This is a genomic window from Nonomuraea rubra (genome assembly GCF_014207985.1).
Lineage (GTDB): Bacteria > Actinomycetota > Actinomycetes > Streptosporangiales > Streptosporangiaceae > Nonomuraea > Nonomuraea rubra.
The window spans coordinates 7,036,153-7,058,621 of record NZ_JACHMI010000001.1; the positions used below are offsets into that span (position 1 = coordinate 7,036,153).

22 protein-coding genes are annotated in these 22,469 nt (G+C 73.1%); 15 read left to right on the top strand and 7 right to left on the bottom strand.

The annotated features are described in order from the left end of the window. The first annotated feature begins 79 nt into the window (after positions 1-79). The 6 genes from HD593_RS32110 (at position 80) to HD593_RS32140 (ending at position 3,065) form a co-directional block, all read left to right on the top strand. On the top strand, positions 80-262 hold the full coding sequence (locus tag HD593_RS32110) for a TylF/MycF/NovP-related O-methyltransferase (protein ID WP_185105707.1): 183 nt from the start codon (positions 80-82) through the stop codon (positions 260-262). Further along, positions 214-807, top strand: a complete 594-nt coding sequence (locus HD593_RS65285; protein WP_221525101.1) for a TylF/MycF/NovP-related O-methyltransferase — start codon at positions 214-216, stop codon at positions 805-807. The genes HD593_RS32110 and HD593_RS65285 overlap by 49 nt, the downstream gene beginning before the upstream one ends. Then, positions 710-1,393: a DUF6461 domain-containing protein gene (locus HD593_RS32125; protein WP_312903848.1), complete on the top strand. Its 684-nt coding sequence runs from the start codon at positions 710-712 to the stop codon at positions 1,391-1,393. The genes HD593_RS65285 and HD593_RS32125 overlap by 98 nt, the downstream gene beginning before the upstream one ends. Before the next feature lie 94 nt (positions 1,394-1,487). Further along, positions 1,488-2,036, top strand: coding sequence for a TetR/AcrR family transcriptional regulator (locus HD593_RS32130; RefSeq protein ID WP_185105709.1), 549 nt, complete (start codon positions 1,488-1,490; stop codon positions 2,034-2,036). A 61-nt stretch (positions 2,037-2,097) separates the two neighbouring features. Beyond that, a complete protein-coding gene (locus HD593_RS32135; protein ID WP_185105710.1) occupies positions 2,098-2,577 on the top strand; it encodes a hypothetical protein in 480 nt (159 codons plus the stop codon). A gap of 152 nt (positions 2,578-2,729) precedes the next feature. Continuing rightward, positions 2,730-3,065: an avidin-fold protein gene (locus HD593_RS32140; protein ID WP_225275458.1), complete on the top strand. Its 336-nt coding sequence runs from the start codon at positions 2,730-2,732 to the stop codon at positions 3,063-3,065. 6 nt (positions 3,066-3,071) lie between these two features. Here HD593_RS32140 and HD593_RS32145 read toward each other — a convergent pair whose 3' ends face one another. Then, positions 3,072-3,707 (bottom strand): Lrp/AsnC family transcriptional regulator, encoded by a 636-nt coding sequence (locus HD593_RS32145; protein WP_185105711.1) that lies wholly within the window; start codon positions 3,705-3,707, stop codon positions 3,072-3,074. 110 nt (positions 3,708-3,817) lie between these two features. On the opposite strand from HD593_RS32145, the gene HD593_RS32150 reads away from it, so the two are divergent. From HD593_RS32150 to HD593_RS32175, 6 genes are read left to right on the top strand one after another with little or no spacing between them, the layout of a single operon-like run. After that, a complete protein-coding gene (locus HD593_RS32150) occupies positions 3,818-5,392 on the top strand; it encodes an ABC transporter substrate-binding protein (protein ID WP_185105712.1) in 1,575 nt (524 codons plus the stop codon). 9 nt (positions 5,393-5,401) lie between these two features. Then, positions 5,402-6,424 carry an ABC transporter permease gene (locus tag HD593_RS32155; RefSeq protein WP_185105713.1) on the top strand — a complete coding sequence of 341 codons (1,023 nt, stop codon included), beginning with the start codon at positions 5,402-5,404 and terminating at the stop codon, positions 6,422-6,424. After that, entirely contained in the window at positions 6,421-7,281 is an 861-nt protein-coding gene (locus HD593_RS32160; protein WP_185105714.1) for an ABC transporter permease, read from the top strand. Before HD593_RS32155 ends, HD593_RS32160 begins: the two co-directional genes overlap by 4 nt. Further along, on the top strand, positions 7,278-8,081 hold the full coding sequence (locus HD593_RS32165) for an ABC transporter ATP-binding protein (RefSeq protein WP_312903850.1): 804 nt from the start codon (positions 7,278-7,280) through the stop codon (positions 8,079-8,081). The genes HD593_RS32160 and HD593_RS32165 overlap by 4 nt, the downstream gene beginning before the upstream one ends. Beyond that, positions 8,078-8,989: an ABC transporter ATP-binding protein gene (locus HD593_RS32170; protein ID WP_185105715.1), complete on the top strand. Its 912-nt coding sequence runs from the start codon at positions 8,078-8,080 to the stop codon at positions 8,987-8,989. The genes HD593_RS32165 and HD593_RS32170 overlap by 4 nt, the downstream gene beginning before the upstream one ends. Next, entirely contained in the window at positions 8,986-10,053 is a 1,068-nt protein-coding gene (locus HD593_RS32175; protein WP_312903852.1) for a M24 family metallopeptidase, read from the top strand. Before HD593_RS32170 ends, HD593_RS32175 begins: the two co-directional genes overlap by 4 nt. A gap of 70 nt (positions 10,054-10,123) precedes the next feature. Here the strand turns inward: HD593_RS32175 and HD593_RS32180 are convergent, their stop codons facing one another. After that, on the bottom strand, positions 10,124-11,164 hold the full coding sequence (locus HD593_RS32180) for a hypothetical protein (RefSeq protein ID WP_185105716.1): 1,041 nt from the start codon (positions 11,162-11,164) through the stop codon (positions 10,124-10,126). A gap of 262 nt (positions 11,165-11,426) precedes the next feature. Here HD593_RS32180 and HD593_RS32185 point away from each other — a divergent pair, with 262 nt between their 5' ends. Next, positions 11,427-11,753 (top strand): hypothetical protein, encoded by a 327-nt coding sequence (locus tag HD593_RS32185; RefSeq protein ID WP_185105717.1) that lies wholly within the window; start codon positions 11,427-11,429, stop codon positions 11,751-11,753. 164 nt (positions 11,754-11,917) lie between these two features. On the opposite strand, the gene HD593_RS32190 is transcribed toward HD593_RS32185, so the two are convergent. Beyond that, positions 11,918-12,985, bottom strand: coding sequence for a hypothetical protein (locus HD593_RS32190; protein ID WP_185105718.1), 1,068 nt, complete (start codon positions 12,983-12,985; stop codon positions 11,918-11,920). Between the two features lie 99 nt (positions 12,986-13,084). On the opposite strand from HD593_RS32190, the gene HD593_RS32195 reads away from it, so the two are divergent. After that, entirely contained in the window at positions 13,085-13,306 is a 222-nt protein-coding gene (locus tag HD593_RS32195; RefSeq protein ID WP_185105719.1) for a hypothetical protein, read from the top strand. Between the two features lie 130 nt (positions 13,307-13,436). Here HD593_RS32195 and HD593_RS32200 read toward each other — a convergent pair whose 3' ends face one another. Next, on the bottom strand, positions 13,437-13,769 hold the full coding sequence (locus HD593_RS32200) for a hypothetical protein (protein ID WP_185105720.1): 333 nt from the start codon (positions 13,767-13,769) through the stop codon (positions 13,437-13,439). 171 nt (positions 13,770-13,940) lie between these two features. Here HD593_RS32200 and HD593_RS60545 point away from each other — a divergent pair, with 171 nt between their 5' ends. Continuing rightward, the gene (locus HD593_RS60545; RefSeq protein ID WP_221525102.1) at positions 13,941-14,561 is read left to right on the top strand and encodes a TetR/AcrR family transcriptional regulator; all 621 of its coding nucleotides are present in this window, start codon (positions 13,941-13,943) and stop codon (positions 14,559-14,561) included. Here the strand turns inward: HD593_RS60545 and HD593_RS32210 are convergent. From HD593_RS32210 to HD593_RS32220, 3 genes are all read right to left on the bottom strand, one after another. Next, a complete protein-coding gene (locus HD593_RS32210; protein WP_185105721.1) occupies positions 14,447-17,995 on the bottom strand; it encodes an ALF repeat-containing protein in 3,549 nt (1,182 codons plus the stop codon). The two genes, HD593_RS60545 and HD593_RS32210, sit on opposite strands and share 115 nt — an antisense overlap. A gap of 50 nt (positions 17,996-18,045) precedes the next feature. Then, positions 18,046-20,334 (bottom strand): trypsin-like serine protease, encoded by a 2,289-nt coding sequence (locus HD593_RS32215; RefSeq protein ID WP_185105722.1) that lies wholly within the window; start codon positions 20,332-20,334, stop codon positions 18,046-18,048. 215 nt (positions 20,335-20,549) lie between these two features. Beyond that, positions 20,550-22,412 carry an N-acetylmuramoyl-L-alanine amidase gene (locus HD593_RS32220; RefSeq protein WP_312903854.1) on the bottom strand — a complete coding sequence of 621 codons (1,863 nt, stop codon included), beginning with the start codon at positions 22,410-22,412 and terminating at the stop codon, positions 20,550-20,552. Positions 22,413-22,469: the final 57 nt, after the last annotated feature.

The window sequence follows — 22,469 nt, forward strand, 5'->3', positions numbered from 1 at the left end:
CGGGTTTCCGCCGGTCTCCCGCCGCCGGGGTGACACCATTGACCACTACGGGTGGCGACATCGATGCGCTTCGCGAATCTTGCTGGATGACCAGCCGCGCACCATCAATCGGGGCCGGCTGGAGGTCGTGCGCACCTACCTGACCGACGTGGCGGGCCGGCGGGTGCCGGGTGCGGTGGTGGAGCTGGGCTGCTATCGAGGGGCGATGACCGCGTGGCTGCGCGCGGTGCTGGACAGGCCCCGCACGACCGCTTCGGCCTGAGCCGGCCGGTCATCCATCCCGGCCGGCTCGCCGACGCCCTGCCCGGAGCCCTGCCCGAGCAGATCACCTTCGCCTACCTCGACGTCGACCGCTACGACGCCACGCTCACCGCGCTGCGCGCCTGCGTGCCCCGCCTGGCGCCGGGCGCGGTGCTGCTGCTCGACGACCACGCCGACCTGCCCGCCTCCCGCGCCGCGGCACCCGGCCAGGACTGGGGCTTGGGCCTGCACCGCGTCGGCCAGAGCCTGTACGTGCGCTGCATGAACGGCCAGACCGGCGCCTGGTATCGCGGCGCCCGTACCCGCGCTGCATGGGCATGTCCACGGCTACACCGGCGCCCGCAGCGACGACGCCGGGTGCAGCGAGAGCGACTTCGGCCCCGACGACTTCCGCGCCGGCAATCCCCGCTTCACCGGCGAGAGGCGCGACCTCGCCCTCGCCGGCGAGGTGCAGGCCGAGGCCGGCGCCACGCCCGCGCAGGTCGCGATCGCCCGGCTGCTCGGCAAGGGCAGGGCTCACGGTGGCGGCCGGCTCTGCCAGCATGACGACATGATCGCGACTCCTGGCGACTTCGCCTGGTTCTCCTACGAGCGCTTCCCCGAGCTGGCGGAGGCCTACTGCTTCACCTACGTCCGCGGCCTGACCCCCGAGCGCCTGGTGGCCCGGCTCGGCGGCCGGCCGGAGGAGTTCACGCCCATGACGCTCGAGAAGCTGATCGAGGCCAGTTACAGGAACGGCTACGACACCGCGTTTCTCGGCGCCACGACCGTGGGTGACCGGGTGTTCATCGTCGAGCCCAACGGCGGGCTCGGCGCCGACGAAGAAATCATCACGTCGTTGTCTGCGGGAACCCGCCTCGTCTCCCACTTCCGCGACGTCGAAGGCCTCGAATACTTCTACTGGAGCGAGAACGAAAAGCTCCGATTCTGGTTCCTCGCCGATGAAGGTTACGCGGAAGAGGTACCGGACGAGGTCCTGGAGATCATGCGGCGGATCGACACCGGCCAGGGGCTCCTCCATCCGAGCGACGGGCCGGCGTTCGTCCTGGCCGAGCGGCTCACCGGCATCACGCTGACACCGGAGTTGCTGGAGGGGTCCGTCTACCTGTGCGGGGTCATCCCCACACCGTGAACGCGTGACCAGCCCACCGGATGGCCACCCTCATGAGGGGGATCAAGCACTTACCAACCTTGTTAGTAAGTGGTTACTGCGTAAAATGCGAAGCATGGACGTGAGGCGCAGCACCGCGAAACAACGGCGTGCGGAGGCCGTCGTGGCGGGCATGCGGGTCTTCGCCGACCACGGGTTCGTGACGGCGTCGATCCAGCAGGTCGCGGACGAGATCGGGGTGTCGCAGCCGTACGTCTTCCGGCTTTTCGGCAGCAAGCACGCGTTCTTCCTGGCCTGCCTCGACGAGCTGGAACGTCAGCTGCTGGAGGTCGTCCGGCAGGCCGCGGCGACGTCTCCGGACGATCCCGTGGCCGCGATGCGCGCCGGCTTCCGGGGGATGCTGGCCGGCGGGGTGATCAGCGGCCTGTGGTTGCAGGCTTGCGCCGCCGCGCGCAGGGACGAGACGGTGGCGGCGCGCTGCCGCGCCGTCATCTCGGGGATTCTGGGAGAAGTCGCACGGCTGACGGGCGCGGGGATGGACGGCCTGGCGCGGAATCTGGCCGACGGTGCGCTCGTGGTGATGTTGCAGGCGGTCGGGGCGGACCTCACGGGTGGGAGCCTGGCCGCCATCGATTCCCTGCGCGCCGAGAAGGAGACCCCGTGAACCGCCACAGGGTGCGGGCAAGCCGGCCAACCATGTGATCCACATGAACGGAGACTGTGAGATGACCGTCGGTTTCGTTCACAGCGCCGTAGGGGCGCACAACGTCCCCGAGTCCGTCCGCGCGCTCAGCTCGCTGCCCGGCATCGACTACGCCGACCAGTTCACCCTTCCCACGGAGGTGGCCGCAACGCCGGAGCAGTGGGCGCGGGCGATGTTCGGCGACGTGCCCAACGCCGGAGAGGTGCTGATCTGGTGCGTTCTCCTCGGGTTCCGGCTCAGCCGGACCCGATCGCCCGCCACCGTGGCCGGCTGGCGGATCGGCGGAGGCGGCGAGGACTGGATCCGGCTCGAGGCGGCTTCCTGGTTCCTGACCGGCAACCTCCTCGTACGGACGGCCGGCGAGCAGGTGTCGCTGGCGACCTTCCTGCACTATCGCCGGAGGGCAGGCGCCCGCGTGTGGCCTCCGCTGTCCGCCGTCCACCGCCTGCTGGTGCCCGGGGTGCTCCGCGACGCGGAGGCGAGGATTCGCGCACCTCGGTGAGGCACTCGCCGCCGGGAGGCCGGTGGACTGAGCCGCGCTCGCGCGCCCTCCGGCGAGCGCCGGGCTGGACGGATTTCCAGGCATTGACAGGACGCCCTCACCATATGTCCAGCCACGTGCTGATATTTCGGAAACATCAGCACCATGGGGGTGTGAATCTCAACGGTCGTACATTCGTGATGGTCAGCTCGACGGCGAGCGCGGTGAACCCCGACAGTCCCACCCGGTTCCAGTACTGGGAGGCCGACGAGGTCGTGTGGGGCGAGTACACCGGCGACACGGTGACCCACGGGCGCTTCGTCGGCACGCGCGACGGCGACCAGGTCTCGATCGCGTACGCGCACGCGCTGAAGGCCGGCGGCAAGGCGGGCGGGCAGAGCAGCAGCCGCATCGAGACCGGCGACGACGGGCTGCTGCGCCTGGTGGAGGAGTTCAGCTTCGACGGGGACGACACGCTGCACGTGAGCGTGTGCACCGAGGTCGCCTAGCGGGGCTCAGCCGTCCTTGCGCAGGGCGGCCCGGCCCTCGGCTGCGCCGACGAAGCGCATCTTGCCGAGCGGCACGTCGCCCTGCGCCTCCTGGGAGGGCCGGCGCTGGGAGCGGGCCTGGTCGCGGTCGCTGGGCAGCACGTACGGCCGCCTGAGCACCTCGTCCAGGATGAACACGGTCTCGGTCGCCTTGACCGCCGGGATGTTGGCCAGCCGGTCGGTCACCATGGTGTGCACGGCGGCCACGTCGGAGACCCGTACCTGGATCATTGCGTCGTGCTGCCCGGTGGTGATCGCACAGTACTCCACCTCCGGCATCCTGGCCAGCTCCGCCCTGAACTGCTTCCACATCTGCTGGCGCACGGTCACGAAGATCAGTGCGGTGATGCCGAGCCCCGCCCTGACGTGGTCGATCTCCGCCGTGAACCGTTTGATCGCGCCGTCGGCACGCAGCGCCTCGAAGCGGGTGTAGGCGTTCGCCCGGGAGATGCCCACCCGCTCGGCCAGCGCCGCGACGGAGATCCTGCCGTTCTCGCGCAGGACCTCAAGGATCTTCAGGTGGATGTCGTCCAGTTCGAGACCGATGCCGATCCGTCCAGGCTGACCGCCACCGCTGACACCATTTCTGGAAATTTCACTCATCATTACCTCACTGACCTTTATATACGTCTAGCCGACCGCACAGTCCCTGGACGATCTGCCGCACAATCCTCGACATCCTTCTGCTGAACGTCCAATTTTGGAGGACCCTCATGGCGACCCGCTCGCAGACGGCGGCTGTACTGCTCGCCGGTGCACTCGCCCTCGCCGCCTGCGGAAGCGGCGGCACCTCCCAGGCCCCCGCGGCCTCCGGAGCCAAGACCCTCGTCATCGACACGTCCTTCGACCTGAAGACCGCCGACCCCGGCCGCACGTACGAGCCCACGGGGCTCATCGTCGGCAAGGCGGTGTACGAGACGCTGCTCACGTTCGACGGGGCCGACGTGACCAAGCCGGTGCCGGCGCTGGCCGAGTCGTACGAGCTGTCGGAGGACGGCAAGACGCTGACCCTCAAGCTCAAGCAGGGCGCGACGTTCGCCGACGGCTCGCCGGTGACGGCCGACGACGTGGTGTTCTCCCTGACGCGCGTGCGCGACATGAAGGGCACGCCGTCGTTCCTGCTGGACGGCGTCGAGGTGGCCAAGACCGACGACACGACGATCACGCTGACGTCGGAGGCGGCCAACCCGGCGCTGCCGTTCATCCTGCCGAACCCGGCGCTGGGCATCCTCAACAGCAAGGTCGCCAAGCAGAACGGCGCGACCGCCGACGCCCAGGACAAGGCCGAGCAGTACCTGAACGCGAACTCCGCCGGCTCCGGGCCTTACACCATCGAGTCGTTCAACGTGAGCAGCCAGGTCACGCTCAAGGCGAACCCGAAGTACTACGGGACCAAGCCCGCCTATGACAAGGTCGTCATCCGCAACGTCGAGGCCGCCACCCAGAAGCTGAACGTCCAGCGCGGCGACAGCCAGGTGGCGCTGAACCTGTCGGGCGACCAGGTGACCGGCATGCCCGCGACCCTTCAGGTCGAGAAGACCGCCTCGGCGAACGTCATCTTCCTGCTGGCCAACCAGGACTCCGCGATCAGCAAGACCACGCCGAACGCCAAGTTCGTCGAGGCCGTGCGCAAGGGCGTGGACTACGCGGGGCTGCTGGAGCTGGCCGGTGAGGGCTCGACCCAGGCGCCGGGCGTGATCCCGTCCCAGATCCTCGGCGCGCTGCCCGCCGACCAGGGGGCCAAGCGGGACGTCGAGGGCGCCAAGGCGGCGCTGGCCGCCAGCGGGCTGTCCAACCCGACCGTGAAGCTGGAGTACCCGAGCGAGCTGACCGTGAACGGGCTGTCGTTCCAGCCGCTGGCCGAGCGCATCCAGGCCAACCTCAAGGAGGTCGGCATCACGGTGGACCTGCAGCCCGCCCCGGTCACGACGGCGCTGGACAACTACCGCAACGGCAAGGAGGAGATGGGCCTGTGGTACTGGGGCCCCGACTACCCGGACCCGAGCGACTACCTCGCCTTCCTGCCCGGTAAGACCGTCGGCCTGCGGGCCGGCTGGAAGGAGGGCGCGGCCAAGGAGATCGAGGAGGCGGGCGCCAAGGCCGCGGAGACGATCGGCGACGACGCGCGCAAGACCGCCTACGCCGACGTCCAGACCAAGCTCAACGCCTCCGGGCCGTTCATCCCGCTGATCCAGCCGGGCCAGAACATCGTGACGGCCGCCTCGGTGACCGGCCTGGAGTACCACCCGGTCTGGACGGTCGACGTCGCCGACCTCGGCGTCAAGTAGGGATCCGGGGTGCCTCCGCTCGCGCGGTTCCTCATCCGCCGCGTCCTGCTGGCCGTCCTGATGGCCTGGGGCATCACGCTCGTCACGTTCGTCCTGACGAACCTGGTCCCCGGCGATCCCGTCGCCGCGAACCTCGGTCAGCGGGCACTGGGCGATCCGGCCATCGTCGCCCAGTGGCGGGCCGAGCACGGCCTGGACAAGCCGCTCTGGCAGCAGTACCTGCTCCACCTGCAGGGCCTGGTCCAGGGCGACCTGGGCACGAGCCAGCAGAGCCACCGCCCGGTCAGCCAGGACCTGGCCGAGTTCGTGCCGGCGACGCTGGAGCTGGCGGGCGCGGCGATCCTGGTCTCGCTGGTGCTGGGCGTGGCGTTCGGCGTGGTGGCCGCGCTGCGCCGCGACCGGCTCTCCGACCACGCGCTGCGGGTGCTGAGCCTGATCGGCATCTCGGTGCCGACGTTCTGGCTGGCGCTGGTCGCGTTCTACGTGTTCTTCTACCGCCTGCAGATCACCCCGGGCAGCGGCCGGGTGGACGCCGCCCTCGGCGGCGCCCCCTACGTCACCGGGCTGCAGACGGTGGACGCCGTGCTGGCCGGCCGCTGGGACATCTTCTCCTCGGCCGTCGGCCACCTCATCACGCCCGCGCTGGTGCTGGCGCTCTACACGATCGGCCTGCTGACCCGCTTCACCCGCTCGGCGGTGCTGGAGGTGCTCGGGCAGGACTACGTGCGCGCCGCCCGGGCCAAGGGCCTGCCGGGGCGGACCATCCTGTTCCGGTACGTGCTGCGCTCGGCGCTGGTGCCCATCATCACCGTGGCGGGCCTGGCCTTCGGCAGCCTGCTGTCGGGCACCGTCCTGGTCGAGGCGATCTTCGCCTGGCCCGGCGTCGGCCAGTACGCCTACAAGAGCGCCACCACCCTCGACCTGCCCGCCGTCATGGGCGTCGGCCTGGTGGTGGGCATCGTCTACCTCGTCATCAACCTGGTCGTGGACGTCCTGTACGGCGTCATCGACCCCCGAGTGAGGCTGCAATGACCCGCGTGAGTCTCCTGGGGAGGCTGCCCGAGGCGTGGCGGCAGCCGCTGGCCGTGACCGGCGCCGTGCTCGCCGTGGCGTGGGTGGTCATCGCGCTGCTCGCGCCCTGGATCGCCCCGCACGACCCGCTCGCCCAGGAGCTGCCCCGGCTCGCGCCGCCCGGTCCCGGCCACTGGTTCGGCACCGACCAGCTCGGCCGCGACATCCTGAGCCGCGTCCTGTACGGGGCGCGGGTGTCGATCCCGCTGACGCTGCTGCTGGTGGCGCTGTCGGTGCTGATCGGCGGCCTGCTCGGCGCGTGCGCCGGGTACTTCGGCCGCTGGGTGGACGAGACGATCATGCGGGTGGCGGACCTGGTGTTCGCGTTCCCGACCGTGATCCTGGCCATGGTGGTGGCCGCCGCGCTGGGCGCGAGCCTGACCAACGCGGTGCTGGCCGTCCTGGTGGTGGCCTGGCCGGCCTACGCCCGCGTCACGCGCGGGCTGGTGCTGGGGGTGCGCGAGCGGGAGTTCGTGCTGAGCGGGCGGCTGCTGGGCTTCTCCGTGTGGCGCTCGCTGCGCGTGGACGTGCTGCCGAACATCACAGGGCCGGTCCTCGTCCTGGCCACGCTCGACATCGGCACCGCCCTGCTGCTGCTGTCCGGGCTGTCGTTCCTGGGCCTGGGGGCCAAGCCGCCCTCCCCCGAGTGGGGGGCGATGGTGGCCTCGGGCGTGGAGGTGTTCGACAGCTGGTGGGTGGCGACGTTCCCGGGGCTGGCCATCCTGACCGTCGTGCTGGCGTTCAACTTCCTGGGCGACACGCTGCGCGACGCCCTCGACCCCCGTACGGCCCGCGCGATCAAGGAGCGTGCGCTGTGACGCCGGACATCAGCGCGTCGGACATCACGACGCTGGACATCACGGACCTGCGGGTCTCGATCGGCGGCAAGGAGATCCTGCGCGGCGTGGACCTGCGGCTGGAGGCCGGGCGGGTGCACGGGCTGGCCGGGGAGAGCGGGTCGGGCAAGACGATGACCGGCCTGGCCGCGCTCGGGCTGCTGCCGCACGGCGCCCGGGTGACCGGCTCAATCCGGCTCGGCGAGCGCGAGCTGCTGACGCTGCCGCCCAAGGAGCTGAACCGGGTGCGCGGCGGCGAGATCGCCATGGTCTTCCAGGACCCGGCCACGAGCCTGCACCCGATGCTCACCATCGGCAAGCAGCTCACCGAGCACATGCGCCACCACCTCGGGCTGGGTAAGGCCGAGGCGAAGGCGCGGGCCGTGGAGCTGCTGGGCAAGGTCCGCATCCCGGGGCCTGAGGAGGCGTACGGGCGTTTCCCGCACCAGTTCTCCGGCGGCATGCGGCAGCGGATCGCGATCGCCATCGCGCTGGCCTGCTCGCCGAAGGTGCTCATCGCCGACGAGCCCACGACCGCGCTGGACGTGACCGTGCAGGCCGGCGTGCTGCGGCTGCTGCGCGGCCTCTGCGACGAGCTGGGGCTCGCGGTGCTGCTGGTCACGCACGACCTGGGCGTCATGTCGGCGGTGGCGGACGAGGTGAGCGTGATGAAGGACGGCCTGGTGGTGGAGTCGGGGCCGCGCGGCCGGGTGCTGCGCGAGCCGGAGCACCCCTACACGCGCTCGCTGCTGGACTCCCTGCCTGATGCGGAGATGCGATGAACGACCTGCTCACCATCGACGACCTGGTCGTCGAGCACCGCTCCCCCGGGCGTCCCGTCGTGCGGGCCGTGGCCGGGGCCAGCCTGAGCGTGCGGCCGGGAGAGGTCGTCGGCCTCGTGGGCGAGTCCGGGTGCGGCAAGTCGACGCTGGCCCGCGCGGTCTGCGGGCTGAACCCGATCACCGCGGGCTCGATCGACTTCGACGGGCAGCCGGTCACGCCGCTGGGGCTGCGCCGCCGCAGGCTGACCGGGATCCAGATGGTGTTCCAGGATCCGTACGCGTCGCTGAACCCGCGCCGGCGCGTGGGCGACCAGATCGCCGACGGGCTGCGCGCCGCCCGCGACACCGCCGCCTCCCCCGCCGACCTGCTGGAACGCGTCGGCCTGCCGCGCGACTTCGCCGGGCGGCACCCGCACGAGTTCTCCGGCGGGCAGCGGCAGCGCATCGCCATCGCGCGGGCGCTGGCGGCGCGGCCGCGGCTGCTGATCGGCGACGAGCCGATCTCGGCGCTGGACGCCTCCGCGCAGGCGCAGGTGGCGCGGTTGATGCGCGACCTGGCCGTGGAGTCGGGGGCCGGGCTGCTGTTCATCAGCCACGACCTGTCGGTGGTACGGCTGATCGCGGACCGGATCGCGGTCATGTACCTGGGCAAGATCGTCGAAGTGGGCGACACGGCGGAGGTGTGGGCGAACCCCCGCCATCCGTACACCAAGGCGCTGCTGGCGGCCATCCCGCAGCCGGACGGGCTGGGCGTGCTGCCGGCGGAGCTGCCCGGCGACGTGCCGGACCCGGCCAACCCGCCGGCCGGATGCCGGTTCAGCCCGCGCTGCCCGCTGGTGATGGACGTGTGCCGCGACAAGGAACCGGACTTCGGGCCGGTCGCCTGCTGGCTGCACGAGCCGAAGTGACGCCCGGGCCGCCCGACCCGGTGACCACGCCCGCCGTGCCCGCCGTGCCCGCCGCGCCCGACCCGGTGACCACGCCCGCGCCACCCGCCGCGCCCGAGGCGGTGGTGGCGGGGCGGGTCGCCGGGGCGCGGCGGGTCATGGCGGAGGCCGGGATCGACGCGCTCGTGCTGCGGCCCTCGCCCGACTTCCGCTTCCTCGGCGGCGGGCAGGGGCCGTTCCTCGTCGTGACGCGGGAGGGGCTGGCCGAGACCGGGGACCCGGCCGCGCTGGTGCCGCGGGGGGCGCGGCGGGTCGGGGTGGATCCGGAGATGCGGGTGCGCGAGCTGTTCGGGCTGGCGATCGAGGCCGAGCTGGTCCCCGCCGGCCCCGTGCTCGCGCCGCTCCGCCTGCGCAAGGAGCCGTACGAGATCGAGGCTCTGCGGCGCGCCGTGGCGGCGGCGGAAGGCGTGCTGGAGCGGGTGCGGGAGCTGGCCTGGTTCGGGGAGACCGAGCGGGTGATGGCCGCGCGGCTGCGCTCGCTGCTGCTGGAGTCCGGGTGCGAGGAGCTGCTGTCGCTGCGGGTGGCCGCCGGCGAGCACACGGCGCGGCCCGCGCACCTGCCCTCGCCACGCGTGATCAACCCCGGGGACGCGCTGGGCGTGTCGGTGTGCGGCCGGTGGGACGGCTACTGCGCGGAGGCGGCCCGCGTCTTCGTGGTGGCCGAGCCACCGGAGGACTTCGAGGCGATGTACTCGGTGGTGCTCGCCGCCCACCGCGCGGGCCTGGCGGCGCTGCGTCCCGGCGTCCCGGCCGGCGAGGTCGCCCGAGCGGTGGCCGAGGTGATCGACGGCAGCGGGTACGGGCGGTTCGCGGCGGCCCACGCCGGCCGGGGCGTCGGCCTCGGTCCGGACGAAGGGCCGGGCGAGGACACGGTCCTGGAGCCGGGGATGACGTACTGCCTGGAGCCGGCCATCCACGTGCCGGACCTGTTCGGGGCCAGGGTGGCGGACGTGGTGCTCTGCGCGGAGGAGGGCGCCCTGCCGCTCGGCACGGCCCCGCACCCGCTGCACGTCCTCGACCGCTAGCGCTTCACCCGAGCCGTGTCGGCCCCTCAGTCCGCGGGTGCCCGCAGGCCCGCCTTGCGGATTCCCGCGCTCAGGCCGCGTGCGCCCGCAGGCCCGCCTTGCGCCAGACCCTGAACAGGCGCCTGGCCGAGCCGCCCACCGGCCCGACGGCCTCGTACAGTACCTTGCGCGACACCGGCCCGGCCGTCTGCACAGCGGTGACGGCCTCGTCGGCGGAGGTGATCGTGTGCGAGCAGACGCTCAGCAGGTAGCCGGGGATCTGCAGGGCCGGGTCCGTGCAGCCGACCAGCGGCACGCCCACGGCGGCGACGACGGGGAAGACCGTGCCGGGGATGCCGATGGCGGCCTCGGCGCGGGCCGACGCCTGCACGGAGGCGACGGTGCTGATCTCGTACCGCTCCCAGAGCGAGCGGTCCTCGCGCGGGTGCAGGCCCACCAGGATGTGCCTGCCCGCCGCCGCGAGCCGTTCGGCCGCGGCGAGCAGCAGCTCGGTGCCGGGGGCCGAGCCGCCGGTCTGGCTGGACTTGGTGACGCTGGTCAGCACCAGTACGGTGCCCGCCTCCGGAGCGTACGCGGGCAGGTCGTCGGTCTGCGGCGAGCCCACCACGTCGATCTCGCGGCGGGTGCCCAGGTAGTCGTCGAACACCTTCGCCTCCGCCGGCGACGACGCCGTGATCGCCCGCAGCCGTCCCCTGAACTCCTTGGCCCTCGGCGCCTCGACCGGCAACTGGTAGGCCAGCGAGCTCGCCACCAGCGGCACCCGGCGCAGCCGCGCCGCACAGTCGGCGGGCCAGTCGCCCGCGCCCGTCACCACGAGCAGGTCGGCGTCGGTGACCTCGTCGAGCAGCGCGACCGGCACCGGATCGCCGGGCTTGATCCCCGTACGGTCGGGCACGAGCTGCACCAGCTCCCAGCCCAGCCGCCGCGCCTCCGGCAGCAGCGGTGCCGAGTGGTAGGTGCCCCATGGCTCGTTCGTGGCGATGAGGACGCGCGGCGTCCTGCCGCCGGGCCTGGCCGAGGCGCGGGCGGGGGTGCCGCCGAGCATGGTGAGGCCCGCGCCCGCCAGCGCGCCGGTGAGCAGGGATCGTCGGGAAACAGCGTTAAAAGTCATGGAATGGCAATTTATGGGCTGGTTTGGGCTGTGTTGTGAACGTAGATCGTCCTCCAGGCGAACGGGACCGCCAGGACGGGCACCGGCTGAGGCGCGGAGCGCTGGGTTGCCCAGGCAGGACTCCGGGAGGACGATCAGGCGAGCGCGCCGTCGTCGTGGACGACGTCATCACCGCCGAACCATGCCGAATGGTGTCCCAACTTCATGTCGTGGCGTACCAACCACCCTTCTTGCCGGAAAAGTGACGTGCCATATTGATCTCATGGCGTATCGGCATTTACTTCGTGCGACGCGCGCACAGATACGCGGGGGCAACGCTATCGGGGCGGATCGATCCCCTGCCTGGATCAGCTGGCTGACGGCAGTCGTCGCTGCCTGGATCGTGTTCACGCACATCGTCGGCATCGTCGCGGGCACCCCGCAAAGCCTGGCCGTCAAGGCATGGGGGTGGGGTGTCGTCGCTCAGTGGGTCGAGCACTGGCTCGTCCTCGGGGTCATGGTCGTTCTCCTTGCATCCACGATCGCGTCCTTGGCGTCCGGATACCGCCGTCGTTCTCGCCGTGAAGACGACCAGCCTTCTGATGCGTGACGCCAACTGAGGTGAGGACGAGCGCCGTGGTCAGGTGTGATGGCGATGGGCGGCGGTGTCAGCGCTGACGTCCAGCACGACCGCGATCTCGTCCCAGGTGGCGCCGGCCGCTCGACGGGTGGCGACGGCCGCGGCCAGCGCCCGAACCCGCCGCCGGCTGAGGCTCAGGAGCTGCCTGGCGCGGGCCGCCACACGAGGGCGCGCCGAGTGCCGTCGGGGGCCTGCGCCCATCCGGTGATCTCGCCCCGCGCGTTGACGGCGTTGGCCATCGTGGCGGTGCCGGTCGCCGGGTCGGGCAGCAGGGCCGGCGCCGCGTCGGGGCCTGTCCAGACCGCCGCGTGGGCGGCGGTGCCGGCCTCCGTGCAGGTGTGCGTGCCGACAATCACGTCGTCGTCGTTGACGGCCCTGGGCGCGGCCAGACCGCCCGCGTCGGGCAGGCGCCGCATGCCCTCCACGGCACTCCAGATGTAGCCGCCCGCGAGCACGCCGTCCGCGCCGAGCGCCGACTGGCCGACGATGTGGCCGTGGCGGTTGATCCCTTCGGCCTGGCTCCACTGGCCGCCGAGCGTGCCGAGCTCGGTGATGACGCCGTCCTCCCAGAGGAAGGCCCGGTGGGCCCGCTGGCTCGCCGGGCCGGGCGGTTCGAGGCGACGCTGGGTGCCGGCGATCTGCCCGGCCGCGTTGACGGCCGCCGCGTTGCTGCCGGAGACGGCGGCGAGGTCGGTCCTGACGCCGTCCTGGATGCGGAACGCCTGGTAGCGGGCCGTGCCATTGGGCAGCAGGTACCGATATTCGCCCACGATGACGCCCGCGTTGACATCGCGGACCAGGGTGGGAATGCTGCCGAAGGTGCCGAGGTCGGTCATCGTTCCGGCGCGCCAGTGGAAGGCGTGTCCCTTCTCGGTCGCCGTGTAACTGCTGCCGACGACGTTGCCGTCCTCGTCGAGGGCGGCGGCGTAGGCGTGGCCGCCGCCGAGACCGCCCAGATCGATCACCTGTGCGCCGTCCCAGACGGTCGCCCGCTGTTCGCCGGCCGCGCTCACGCTGGAGCCGGCGATCTGTCCCAGGTCGTTGATGTCGAGCGCGCTCCCGGTGACGCCCAGGTCGGTGACCTCCCACTGGCCGGTGGTCGCCGGGCAGCCGTCCGCCGCGGCCGGGCCCGCGCCCGCCGCCTGGCCGGCCATGAGGAGGATGCTCGCCAGAATGGTCAGCTTCGTGCGCGTGGATCCCATGATCACCCCGCGGTTCGGAGAGCCAGCAAAACGATCACCAACATACGGGCGTGATCGCCGGCCGCCAAGGCATGAAGGGGAACGTCACCATCCGTCCGTATGCGATCTCAGAAGGCGGTGTTGTCAGCCGAGCTCGCGGGCAGTGGGCGTGAGCACGCCGGTGAGCGCGACCAGGACGCCGATCAGGCCGACCGGCAGGCCGTGCGCAGGACGTGGTGGGCGAAGACCGCGCGCAGGCCCTCGGCCGGGTCGGCCCGCAGTCGTACGGGGCCGCGTCCGCCGCTGAGGTGGGCCGACCGTCTGCGCGGATGCGGGTCTTGACCAGGGCGAAGAGCAGGAACGAAGGCGCGGCGACGGCGATGGCGATCGGCGCGGTGAGTGTCAGGGGCGGCCCGCCGGTCCGGCCGGGCGGTCGCGCGGCTCCGCCAGCCGGGACGGGGCGGCCAGGGCTTCAACGCCGAGCGCGTGCCCACAGGTAGCCGAGCAACGAGAGCCCGGCGCACCCGGCGATCACCATGAGGACAGGGCCCGCCGACGGCAGGCCGCGCAGGGTCTCGATGAGCGGGGTGAACGACAGGTGCCGAGCCCATGGCCGCACCCCCGGCCCCTTCTTGCCGGCCGGCACGAGCCCGAGGACGATCCCGATGGCCACGAGGCGCCCGAGCATGACGTCGTAGCGGCCCAGCAGGCCCCGCAGTGTGTGGCGGAAGTCGATGCCGTCCAGCACGATCCCGCCCTCGTACGCCTTACGCGGCGTCGCGGCCGCGATCACTGAACCGTTCATGGCCGTTACGGTCGCGGACCGCTCTGATGCCCGGCCGCTGTCGCGCTGACACGGCCGCTGACGCGGCCGGCGCGGCCGCTCCCTGACCTGTGAGGAAGGCTCAAGATCACTCGGCCTTGTGAAACACCGCTCGGTGGGTCAGCTGTGCCGGCTGCACGGAGGGTTCACCTCGTGCGGCTGGTCGCTCCGGCCGAGGGCGGCGGCCCAGGAGGGCTGTACCGCCGCTTCCCCACCCGGGAGGCGCTGGCCGAGGCGGTCTATCACGAGGAGGTCGCCGCGCTGTGCGACCGCGCCCGCCGGCTGCGGGCCACGCTGCCCGCGGAGGAGGCCTTGGCGACCTTCCTGCGTGGCATGGTCGGCTACCTGGGCGCCCACCAGGGCCTCGCCCGGACGCCGGCCACGCTCATGGCCACCGGCTCGGGCGCGCTCGCCGAGGGCAGCCGGGCGCTGGAGCAGGCCGTCACCAACCTGGTGGCCGCCGCCGTGGAGGACGGCGCCGTCCGCGACGACGTGGGTGCCGGTGCCGTCATGATGGCACTGCACGGCATCGGTGCGGCCCATGACCGCCCCGGCTGGCGGGCACTGTCGCGAAGGCATCCCGTAGCTGCGATTCAGGCATGCTCCCCAGGCGGTGCCGGACGGCGGCCCCGTGACGACAGGTCGTCACGGGGCCGGTCTCACTTGCCTGCCAGCGCGTTGCGCAGGTCGATGATCACGTTCTCCGCCGCCGCGCGGTCACCCGGCGACGCGGCCGGATTGTTCCTCAGCCACTTCTCCAGCGCGTCGATGTAGTTCCTCGCCTTCTGCGCGTGGTGGGCGCCACCGACCGAGCCGCCGAACTTGAGCTCGAACCGGACGGCGGCCGCGGTGCTGCCGTTGCCGACGGTCGCGCCAGGCCGCCACAGCTCCTCGAACCACCTGGCGAGCTGGCTGTCGACCACGTGCGGCTTGACCATCTCGGCGCGGAGGATGTTCTTGTACTCCTCGAAGAGCGCCCGGCTGGCGGCCAGGTTGTGCAGCGGCGGCCGGCGCCCGCCGACGCCGGGGAAGAGGCCGGGACCGCCGAATTCGCCCATCGGCGCCATCGACACGTCCCGGAGCTCGTGGCGCAGGACGTTGCCGCAGGGGTCTCCGCCACGGTTGTTCTCGCCGGTGCAGTACGTCTTGAGCAGCACCGCGGCCCAGTCGTCCTCCTCGATCCCGGCCAGGTCGAAGAAGGCGCCGAAGTCGCCCAGCCATCTGTCGAAGTCGCTCGCCAGCTCGCCGCAGGAGCCGACGCCGAGATCGCCGGGCAGCTTGTAGCCGTTGAGATAGCAGGCGTCGTCGAAGACGACGAGCATGGTTCCCCGCTCGTACGTCTCGAACGTGGTCAGGCCGCTCTCCGGGCCGGTCGGCGGCGGGGTGTTCTCCCGCAGCCGTTCCTCGTCCTCCGCGCGCTGCTTGGCCGCCGCCAGGTTGAGCGCGTCGAGGGCGGCCAGTGCCGCTTCGGCGGCGTCGTCGCCGGCCTCCAGCGCCGACGCCCGGGCCCGCTCCGCCGCCGAGTAGGCCGCGGCGGCGGACGCCTGCGCGCGGGCCGCGGCGGCGTCGGCCAGGGCCGCCGACCGGGTCGCCGCCTTGGCGTCCTGGGCGGCGGCGTTCGCCGCGTCGCGGGCCGTGCGCGCCGACGCCTCGGCCTGGTCGGCGGACTGCCTGGCCTCGGCGGCGGCCTGGGCCGCCTGCCCGGCGAACACCTCGGCCTGGTCGGCCGACTCGCGGGCCTTGTCCGCCCAGTACGCCGCCTCGTCCGCGGCCTGCTTGGCGATCGCCGCGACCCGGGCGGCCTCGGCGGCGTCCGTACGCGCCAGGGCCGCCGATCCGGCCGCCTCCGCCACGTACCTGCGGACGTTGGCGACGTGCAGCGCGGTGTCGTGGTCGCGCTGGCGGGCCTTGAACAGCCCCGTCCGCAGGAAGTCGCTCAGGTAGCGGCGGGGGCCGTTGAGCGCGGCCTGCGCGGCGGCGTCGACCTCGGCGCCGCCCGTCTCCATCGCGCGGGCGATCGCGACGCGGTCGTCCTGCTCGGCCGCGAGATGGCGCCCGGTGCGCAGGAACTGGTGCGCGTCGGCCGGGGTGCCGTTGAGCGCCGTCTGCGCCGCCGCGTCCGTCGCCGGGCCGCCGGTCTCCATGAGCCTGGCGATGGCGATCCGGTCGTCCTGGACCTTGCCCTCGTACATGGGCAGCCGCAGGAACTGCACGACCTGCCGGTGCGTGCCGGCCAGAGCCGCCGCGGCGGCCGCCTTCAGCGCCGGCTTGTCGCTGAGGTCGGCGAGCCGGACGACGCGGGAGCGGTCGTCGTGCTCGGCGGCGGTGGCGCGGGTCGCCTCCAGCCACGTGCGGAGGTCCGCCTCCGAGCCGGCCAGCGCGGCCTCCGCGGCGGCCCTGGTCCAGGTGCCGCCGGCGGTCACGAGGCGCATGGCGGCCCCCCGGCCGTTGTCGAGCACGACCTCGGCGGGGGCGCCGGCGGCGGTGGCGGCCGCGAGGAGCCGCGCCGTCTCGGTGTCCACCCGGTCCTGTTCCGGCGCGTCCCATGGGACCGCGGCCGGCAGTGCCTCCTCCTTCTCCTTGGCCGCGCGGGCGGCCGCGACCCGCTCCTCGGTGTACGAGCGCAGTTGCTCCGCCTCGGCCGCCCGGGCGGTCGTCTCGGCGGTTTCCGCGACCTTGGCCGCCGCGGTGGCGGCGTCGGCGGCGACGGCCGCGTTCCTGGCGTGCTCCGCGGACCGCCGGGCCGCCTCCGCCGCCTCCCCCGCGTGCGCGGCGGCCTCGTCGGCCGCGGTGGCCGCCGCTCTGGCGTGGGCCGCCGCGTCGCGGGCCCAGTGCTCCGCGTCCCGCGCCGCCGCCCTCGCCTGCCTGGCCAGGGACTCGGCGGCGTCGGCCGCCCGGTCCGCCCGGGCGGCGTGGGCGCGTGCCTCGGCCGCGGCCTGCCTCGCCCTGGCGGCCTCGGCCGAGGCGACCTGGGCGTGGCCGCCGGCCTGCTCGGCCGCCGCCGCGGCCGCCTGCGCGTTGGCGATCGCGCTGCGGGCCGCGCCGACCGCCACGCTGACCTGGTCCACGGCCTCACCGGCGGCCTTCGCCGCGTCGGCCGCCTTCTCCGCGGCCGCCGCGACGGCGCGCGCCTGCTGTGCCGCCTGCCGGGCGGCATCGGCCTTGGTGGCGTCGGTCGCCGCGTTCGCCGCCGCCTGGTAGGCCCGCGCGGAGGCCTGGCCCGCGAGCACCGCGGCGGATGCGGCCCGCGAGGCCGCGCTCGCCGCGACCCGGGCGGCGTTGCCGGCCGCCTGCGCCGCCCCGATGGCCTCCTGCGCCGCGGAGGCCGCGCGGCGGGCGGCGTCGGCGGCCCGGCCGGCCGCCTCGGTGGCCTTCTTGGCCGACGAGCCGGCCGCGGCCGTCTCCGCCGCGGCCCGTTCGGCCGCCTCCTTCGCCAGCCGGGCCGCGTTGACCGCGCGCTCGGCTTCCTCCTTCGCCGCCTGGGTCTCCTGGGCGGCCGTCACCTGTGCCAGCCGCGCGATCTCCGCGAACTGGGCGACGGTGGTGATCTCCTCGTCCCGCGCCCGCGCCACGTGCCGGCCGTGGTCGAGGAACTCGCGGATGTCCTGCGGCGTGCCCTGGAGCGCGGCCTGCGCCGCCCGGGTGACCTCGGGCCCGCCGGCGGCCATCAGCCGGGTCACCGCGATCCGGTCGTCCTGCTCCGCCGCGGTGTACCGTCCGTCCATCAGGAACTGGATGACGGCGTCGTCGCCGCTGTCCAGCGCGGCGCGCCCGGCCGCCTGCGTGGACGGGCCGCCGGCCTCGATGAGGCCGGCGACGCGGATCCGCCGGTCCTGCGCCATGATCGGCCGGTAGCCGCTCTCCAGGAGCTCCCGGAGCTGCTCCGGCGGGCCGGCCAGCGCCGTCTGCCCGGCCTGGACCATCGCCGGCCCGCTCACCTCCATGAGGTAGGCCGCCCGGATCCGGTCGTCCTGCACCCCCAGCTCGTGCCGGTCGGTGTCCAGGAACAGGCGGACGTCCTCGTCGGAGCCCAGGAGCGCGACCTGGGCCGCCCTGGCCACCCCTGGGCCCGCCGTCTTCATCAGCTCCAGCGCCTGCGCCCGCCGGTCCGCCGGTTCCGCCGCGTGCGCGGGAACGGCGATCCCTCCGGCCGCGAGCAGCGCCACCAGCAGGTGCTTCGTGCCAAGCCATGCTCGGGACGCCTCCACGACGCCCTCCTTCCGAACGTGTACCGAGTCGGATCCGCGTCCAGGCGCCGTCACGGGGAGGCGCGCAGCTCCAGCAGCACCGCGAAGTCGGGGTCGGTGGTGCCGGTGGGCCGTATCTCACCCTCGGGCACGACGACCGTCTGCTCCTCGCCGTTGGCGGTGATGGTCGCCTCGACCTCCTGGTCGCCGGAGCCCACCAGGAAGACGGCGTCCAGCCGGAGGCTCAGCCAGCCGGTGTCGCCTTTGACCCGGAAGCAGAACTTCGACCGGCCGACGCTCTCCACCGTGATCAGTTGCGGGTCATCGGTGCACTCCGCCAGCGTGATGCGGCCGTCGCCGCGGATCAGCTCGATGTCGTCGATGGACTCCGCGCCCGGGTAGCGGAAGTCCTCGACCACCGATCCCGGCACGTCCACGTCCTCGGCCGCCCTGCTCTCGGCCGCCGCGCCTCCTCCCGCCGGTACGAGGTCGGCGGCGTACCAGCCCTGGAGGTCCACCAGGACGTGCGCGGTGCCCGGGCTGTCGTTCCTGACCCGGATCTTGCCGCCGGTGCCGACCTTGACCACGGTGTGCCCGGCCCGCACGCCGTTGGCCGGTGGCGCGTAGTTGACCAGCGACGTCGTCCGCTCGGTGCCGTCGACCGGCCACACGTTGAGGTGCCCGTTCGCGGTGTTGTCGGCGACGGTCAGGTTCAGGGCCGCCGTGCTGCCCGCGGGCAGGCCGAGCGGTACGTCGATGGTGCTGTTGGCCGGGAGGGGCACGCCCGTGCCGGTCGTGCGGGTGTCCAGGCGGCGTACCGCCGGCATGGTGCGCAGCCCCGCGCCGGTGTCCGCGCTGCCGGTGAAGTAGCCCAGCGCGGTCAGCACGAAGTGCACCGGCGAGCCGCTGTTGTTGGTGAACGTCGCTCGCCCGTCCGCGCCCAGCTGCACCGTCACGCCGTGCGAGGTCGTACCGGGCACGAAGTCCATGACGCTGCGGTTGTTGGAGCCGCCGGGCGGGAACGCGCCGACCCAGCCCTGCGTGGTAGCGCCGGTCACGACCAGGTCCAGGTACGCCGAGCTCGCCCCGGCGGGAATGGCGCCGCCCGTCAGCGTGAAGGTGCGCGTCCCCCGGGCCGGCACGACGCCGGCCGCGCCGCCCAGGCCGCTGCGGGTGTCGGCGAGCCGGGTGTGGTCGACCGGTACGAAGCCGCGCCCGGAGCTGCCCGAGGTGGTGTAGTAGCCCTGGACGTCGACCAGGACGTGCGCGCCGGGTCCGTGGCTGTAGACGGAGATCCGCCCGCCGGCGGGCACGGGCACGACGGCGGTGTTGGAGATGATCTGGTTCGCGGTGGCGTTCACCGTGGACAGCGGCGGGCGCGGCGCGCCCTCCGGCAGCAGCGTCAGGAACGTGGGCGAGGCCGCGACGACCGTGACGTCGACCAGCACCGCGCTGACGCCGGTGGCCGGAATGCCGCCCACCCCGGCCACCTGGAACGGGGTGAGGCTGCCCGCGGGCCGCGCACCGGCGGGCGCGCCCAGCCCGGACCGGGTGTCCAGGACGCTCGCGCTGGTGGGCAGGCGGACGAAGGTGCCCCCGCGTACCGTCTGCCGTACCCAGTCCCTGACGTTGTCCACGCGCGCCTCGGTCGCCGTGTCGCGGGTCTCCGTCGCGTCGGTGCCCAGGCAGCCCGCCTGGTAGGAGGCGCTGTGCAGGGCGACGAGCTCGGGGCCGGTCGCGAGGTCGCGCACCGTCGGCCCGCCGGCGTCCCCCTTGCAGATGCTCGCCGGCGCCGACGGGTCGCCGCTGATCTCGATGGCCCCGGAGCTGACCGTCCTCACCGAGAAGGGCGCCGTGTGCAGCCGCTCCGGCAGCCACTCCGTCGCCGTGCGCCCGAAGCCGGCGACCTGCAGCACCTCACCGGAGGCCGGCGCGGTCGCGCTCACCTTGACCGGCGCCACCTCGACCACCGGACTGGCCAGCTTGGCCAGCGCGAGGTCGCGCGACGGATGCGGGACCACGTGGGTCGCGCCGCGCACCTGTCCCTCGCCGATGGCGGTCAGGTCCTCCCGGCCGACGGTGACGGTGGTCGGCTGCGAGGGCGGGCCGGTCGGCACCGGATCGGAGCCCTCGACGAAACAGGACTTCGCGGTCAGGATCCACTCCGGGTCGATCAGCGCGCCGGAGCAGCCGCGTACCGCGTTGCCCACCTTGACGTCAGCGACGAACCCGTACCCGTCGGCGGGTGCCGCCGACCCGCCGGCGACCCCGAGGGCGGGGGCGGCCGCCAGCGCCGCACCGGCCACCATCCCACCCGCTACCAGCCCGGCGACCGCGGCGCGGCATAACCACAAACGCATGGACGAACCTCTCTTCCCCGGCACGACGACCGGCACGCGACAGCGGCCCCACACACCGCTGGTTGCGTGCCATCATCAGGGAGGCCGCCTTCAGATCTGCTTCACTCCTGCGGCGCGCTGTTCTGCGAACCGGAACACCCGGGCACCGGTCACGAGCTCGAACACCGCGTTCTGGAGCGCCTTCGCCGGTCCGGACCGCCAGTGGGTCCGGGCACTCACGCCTCGGTCACCACGACGTCCTCGCTCCTGACGAACATGACGCGGTGGCCGAACTGGATCTGGTGGTACTCCTGGGTGCCGCGGACCACCCGATGCTGCGTGGTGTCGAAGGTCGTCGCCTTGTAGAACTCGCCGGTCGTGGTCAGGCCGACCGTGTACGACTGCCCGGCCGCGAACGTGTACTGCAGCGGGACCAGCGGCTGCACCGCCACGCCCGGCGGATACGCCGCCGCCTCCGGGTACGCGCGGCCGTACACGGGAACGGAGTCCAGGCCGGGCCGGGGCGTCGCCATCCGGGTCCGGCTGGGCACGGCCACGGGAGCGGAGCCCGGGTTGCGGAACCACGCCTTCTGGCCCAGGTACCAGATGGCGGTCCAGTCGCCGCGCCGCTCGGCGACGACGTAGCGCTGCCCGGTGACGGCACGGGCGGCGTGATCGTACACGCTGAACGTGGACTGGCCCGTCGGGTGCTTGCCGATGTCCTTGACGAGGGGTGCCCCCTCGCGCGGCTCGGTGTGCAGCCAGATCGAGGCCGACCCGTGCGCCGGGCAGGCGGCTGCGGGATGGTCCTTGTCACAGCCGATGTAGTGCGGGCGGTTGCGGTCGTAGCCGGGCAGGATCATGACCGTGACCGTGCCGGAATCGCCGTCGGGGCGCAGCGGAGCACCCATCAGGTCGAAGAAGTGGGCCCAGTCCCAGTACGGGCCCGGGTCCTCGTGCATCCCCCGCACCTTCTCCGGCAGCAGGCCGGGCACGTTGTCATGGCCGAGGATGTGGGCGCGATCCAGCGGGACGCCGAACCTGTCGGCCAGGTAACGCACGAGCTTGGCGGACGTGCGGTACATCGCCTCGGTGTACCAGGTGCCGCCGGCGGCGAGAAAGCCCTCGTGCTCCAGGCCGATCGCCTTGGCGTTGACGTACCAGTTGCCGGCGTGCCAGGCCACGTCCTTGGTGAGCACGTGCTGGGCGAGGTGACCGTCGCGCGAGCGCAGCGTGTAGTGCCAGCTCATCTCCGACGGGTCCTGCACGAGATCGAGCGTCTTGCCGTACAGCTCCTCGGTGTCGTGGATGACGATGTACTGGATCGTCTGGCTGGTGGGGCGGTCGGCGAGGTCGTGGTTGCCGTACTTGCCGTTCGGGAGCTGGCTGTAGGGCGCCGGGATCCACTCGCAGGAGAGCGAGCCGGGGCACTCCACGGCGTCCGCGCGGGCCAGGTGGGGCAGGTCCAGCCTGGCCAGCCAGGAGCGGGACGGGTGCACCTCGGGAGCGGGCGGCAGCGTCACCTCCGTACCGGTGTCGGTCGTCCGGGTGGCGCCCTCGTGGAGGATCTCGTACACCTCGTCGGCGAAGCCCGCCGCCGTCTCCTCGGCCGTGGCGCCCGAGTAGCGTGCCACCGCGCCGTACCAGTCGGCGGGGTCGGCGCTCGGCGGGGCGCCCAGGGCGCGCTGGTACTCGGCGAGCAGCGCTGCACCACCGTCGATGTTGGCGGCCGGGTCCTTGCGCAGGCGCTCGGCGCTCTCCCCGGTCAGCTCGGCGGCCCGCTCCAGGGTGTGCAGGGACGCGGGCAGGCCGTCCTGCCGCGCCGCCGGTTCGACGGGACGCAGCGCAGGCCGGGAGTCGTCGCCGCGGGGGTCCTCGTCCCCGTCGAGGTGGTGGTGCCGCGAGGTGCTCAGCGCGGCGCCGTCGGTGAGGTGCATGGGGCCGAACCCGCCGGCCGTACTGGGCTTGCCGCCGTTACAGTCCCAGCGCGACTCCATGTACGAGACGGCGAGCAGGACGCTCTCCGGTACGCCGTGTCTCCTCGCGGCCTGTTCGAACGCTTTCGGCATCGTGGCCATCACCACCACCTCCACCTGCACCGTCGCATGGGTACACGGCCGACTGGAGGAGACATGTCATAGTTTTCCGCTTTCTTG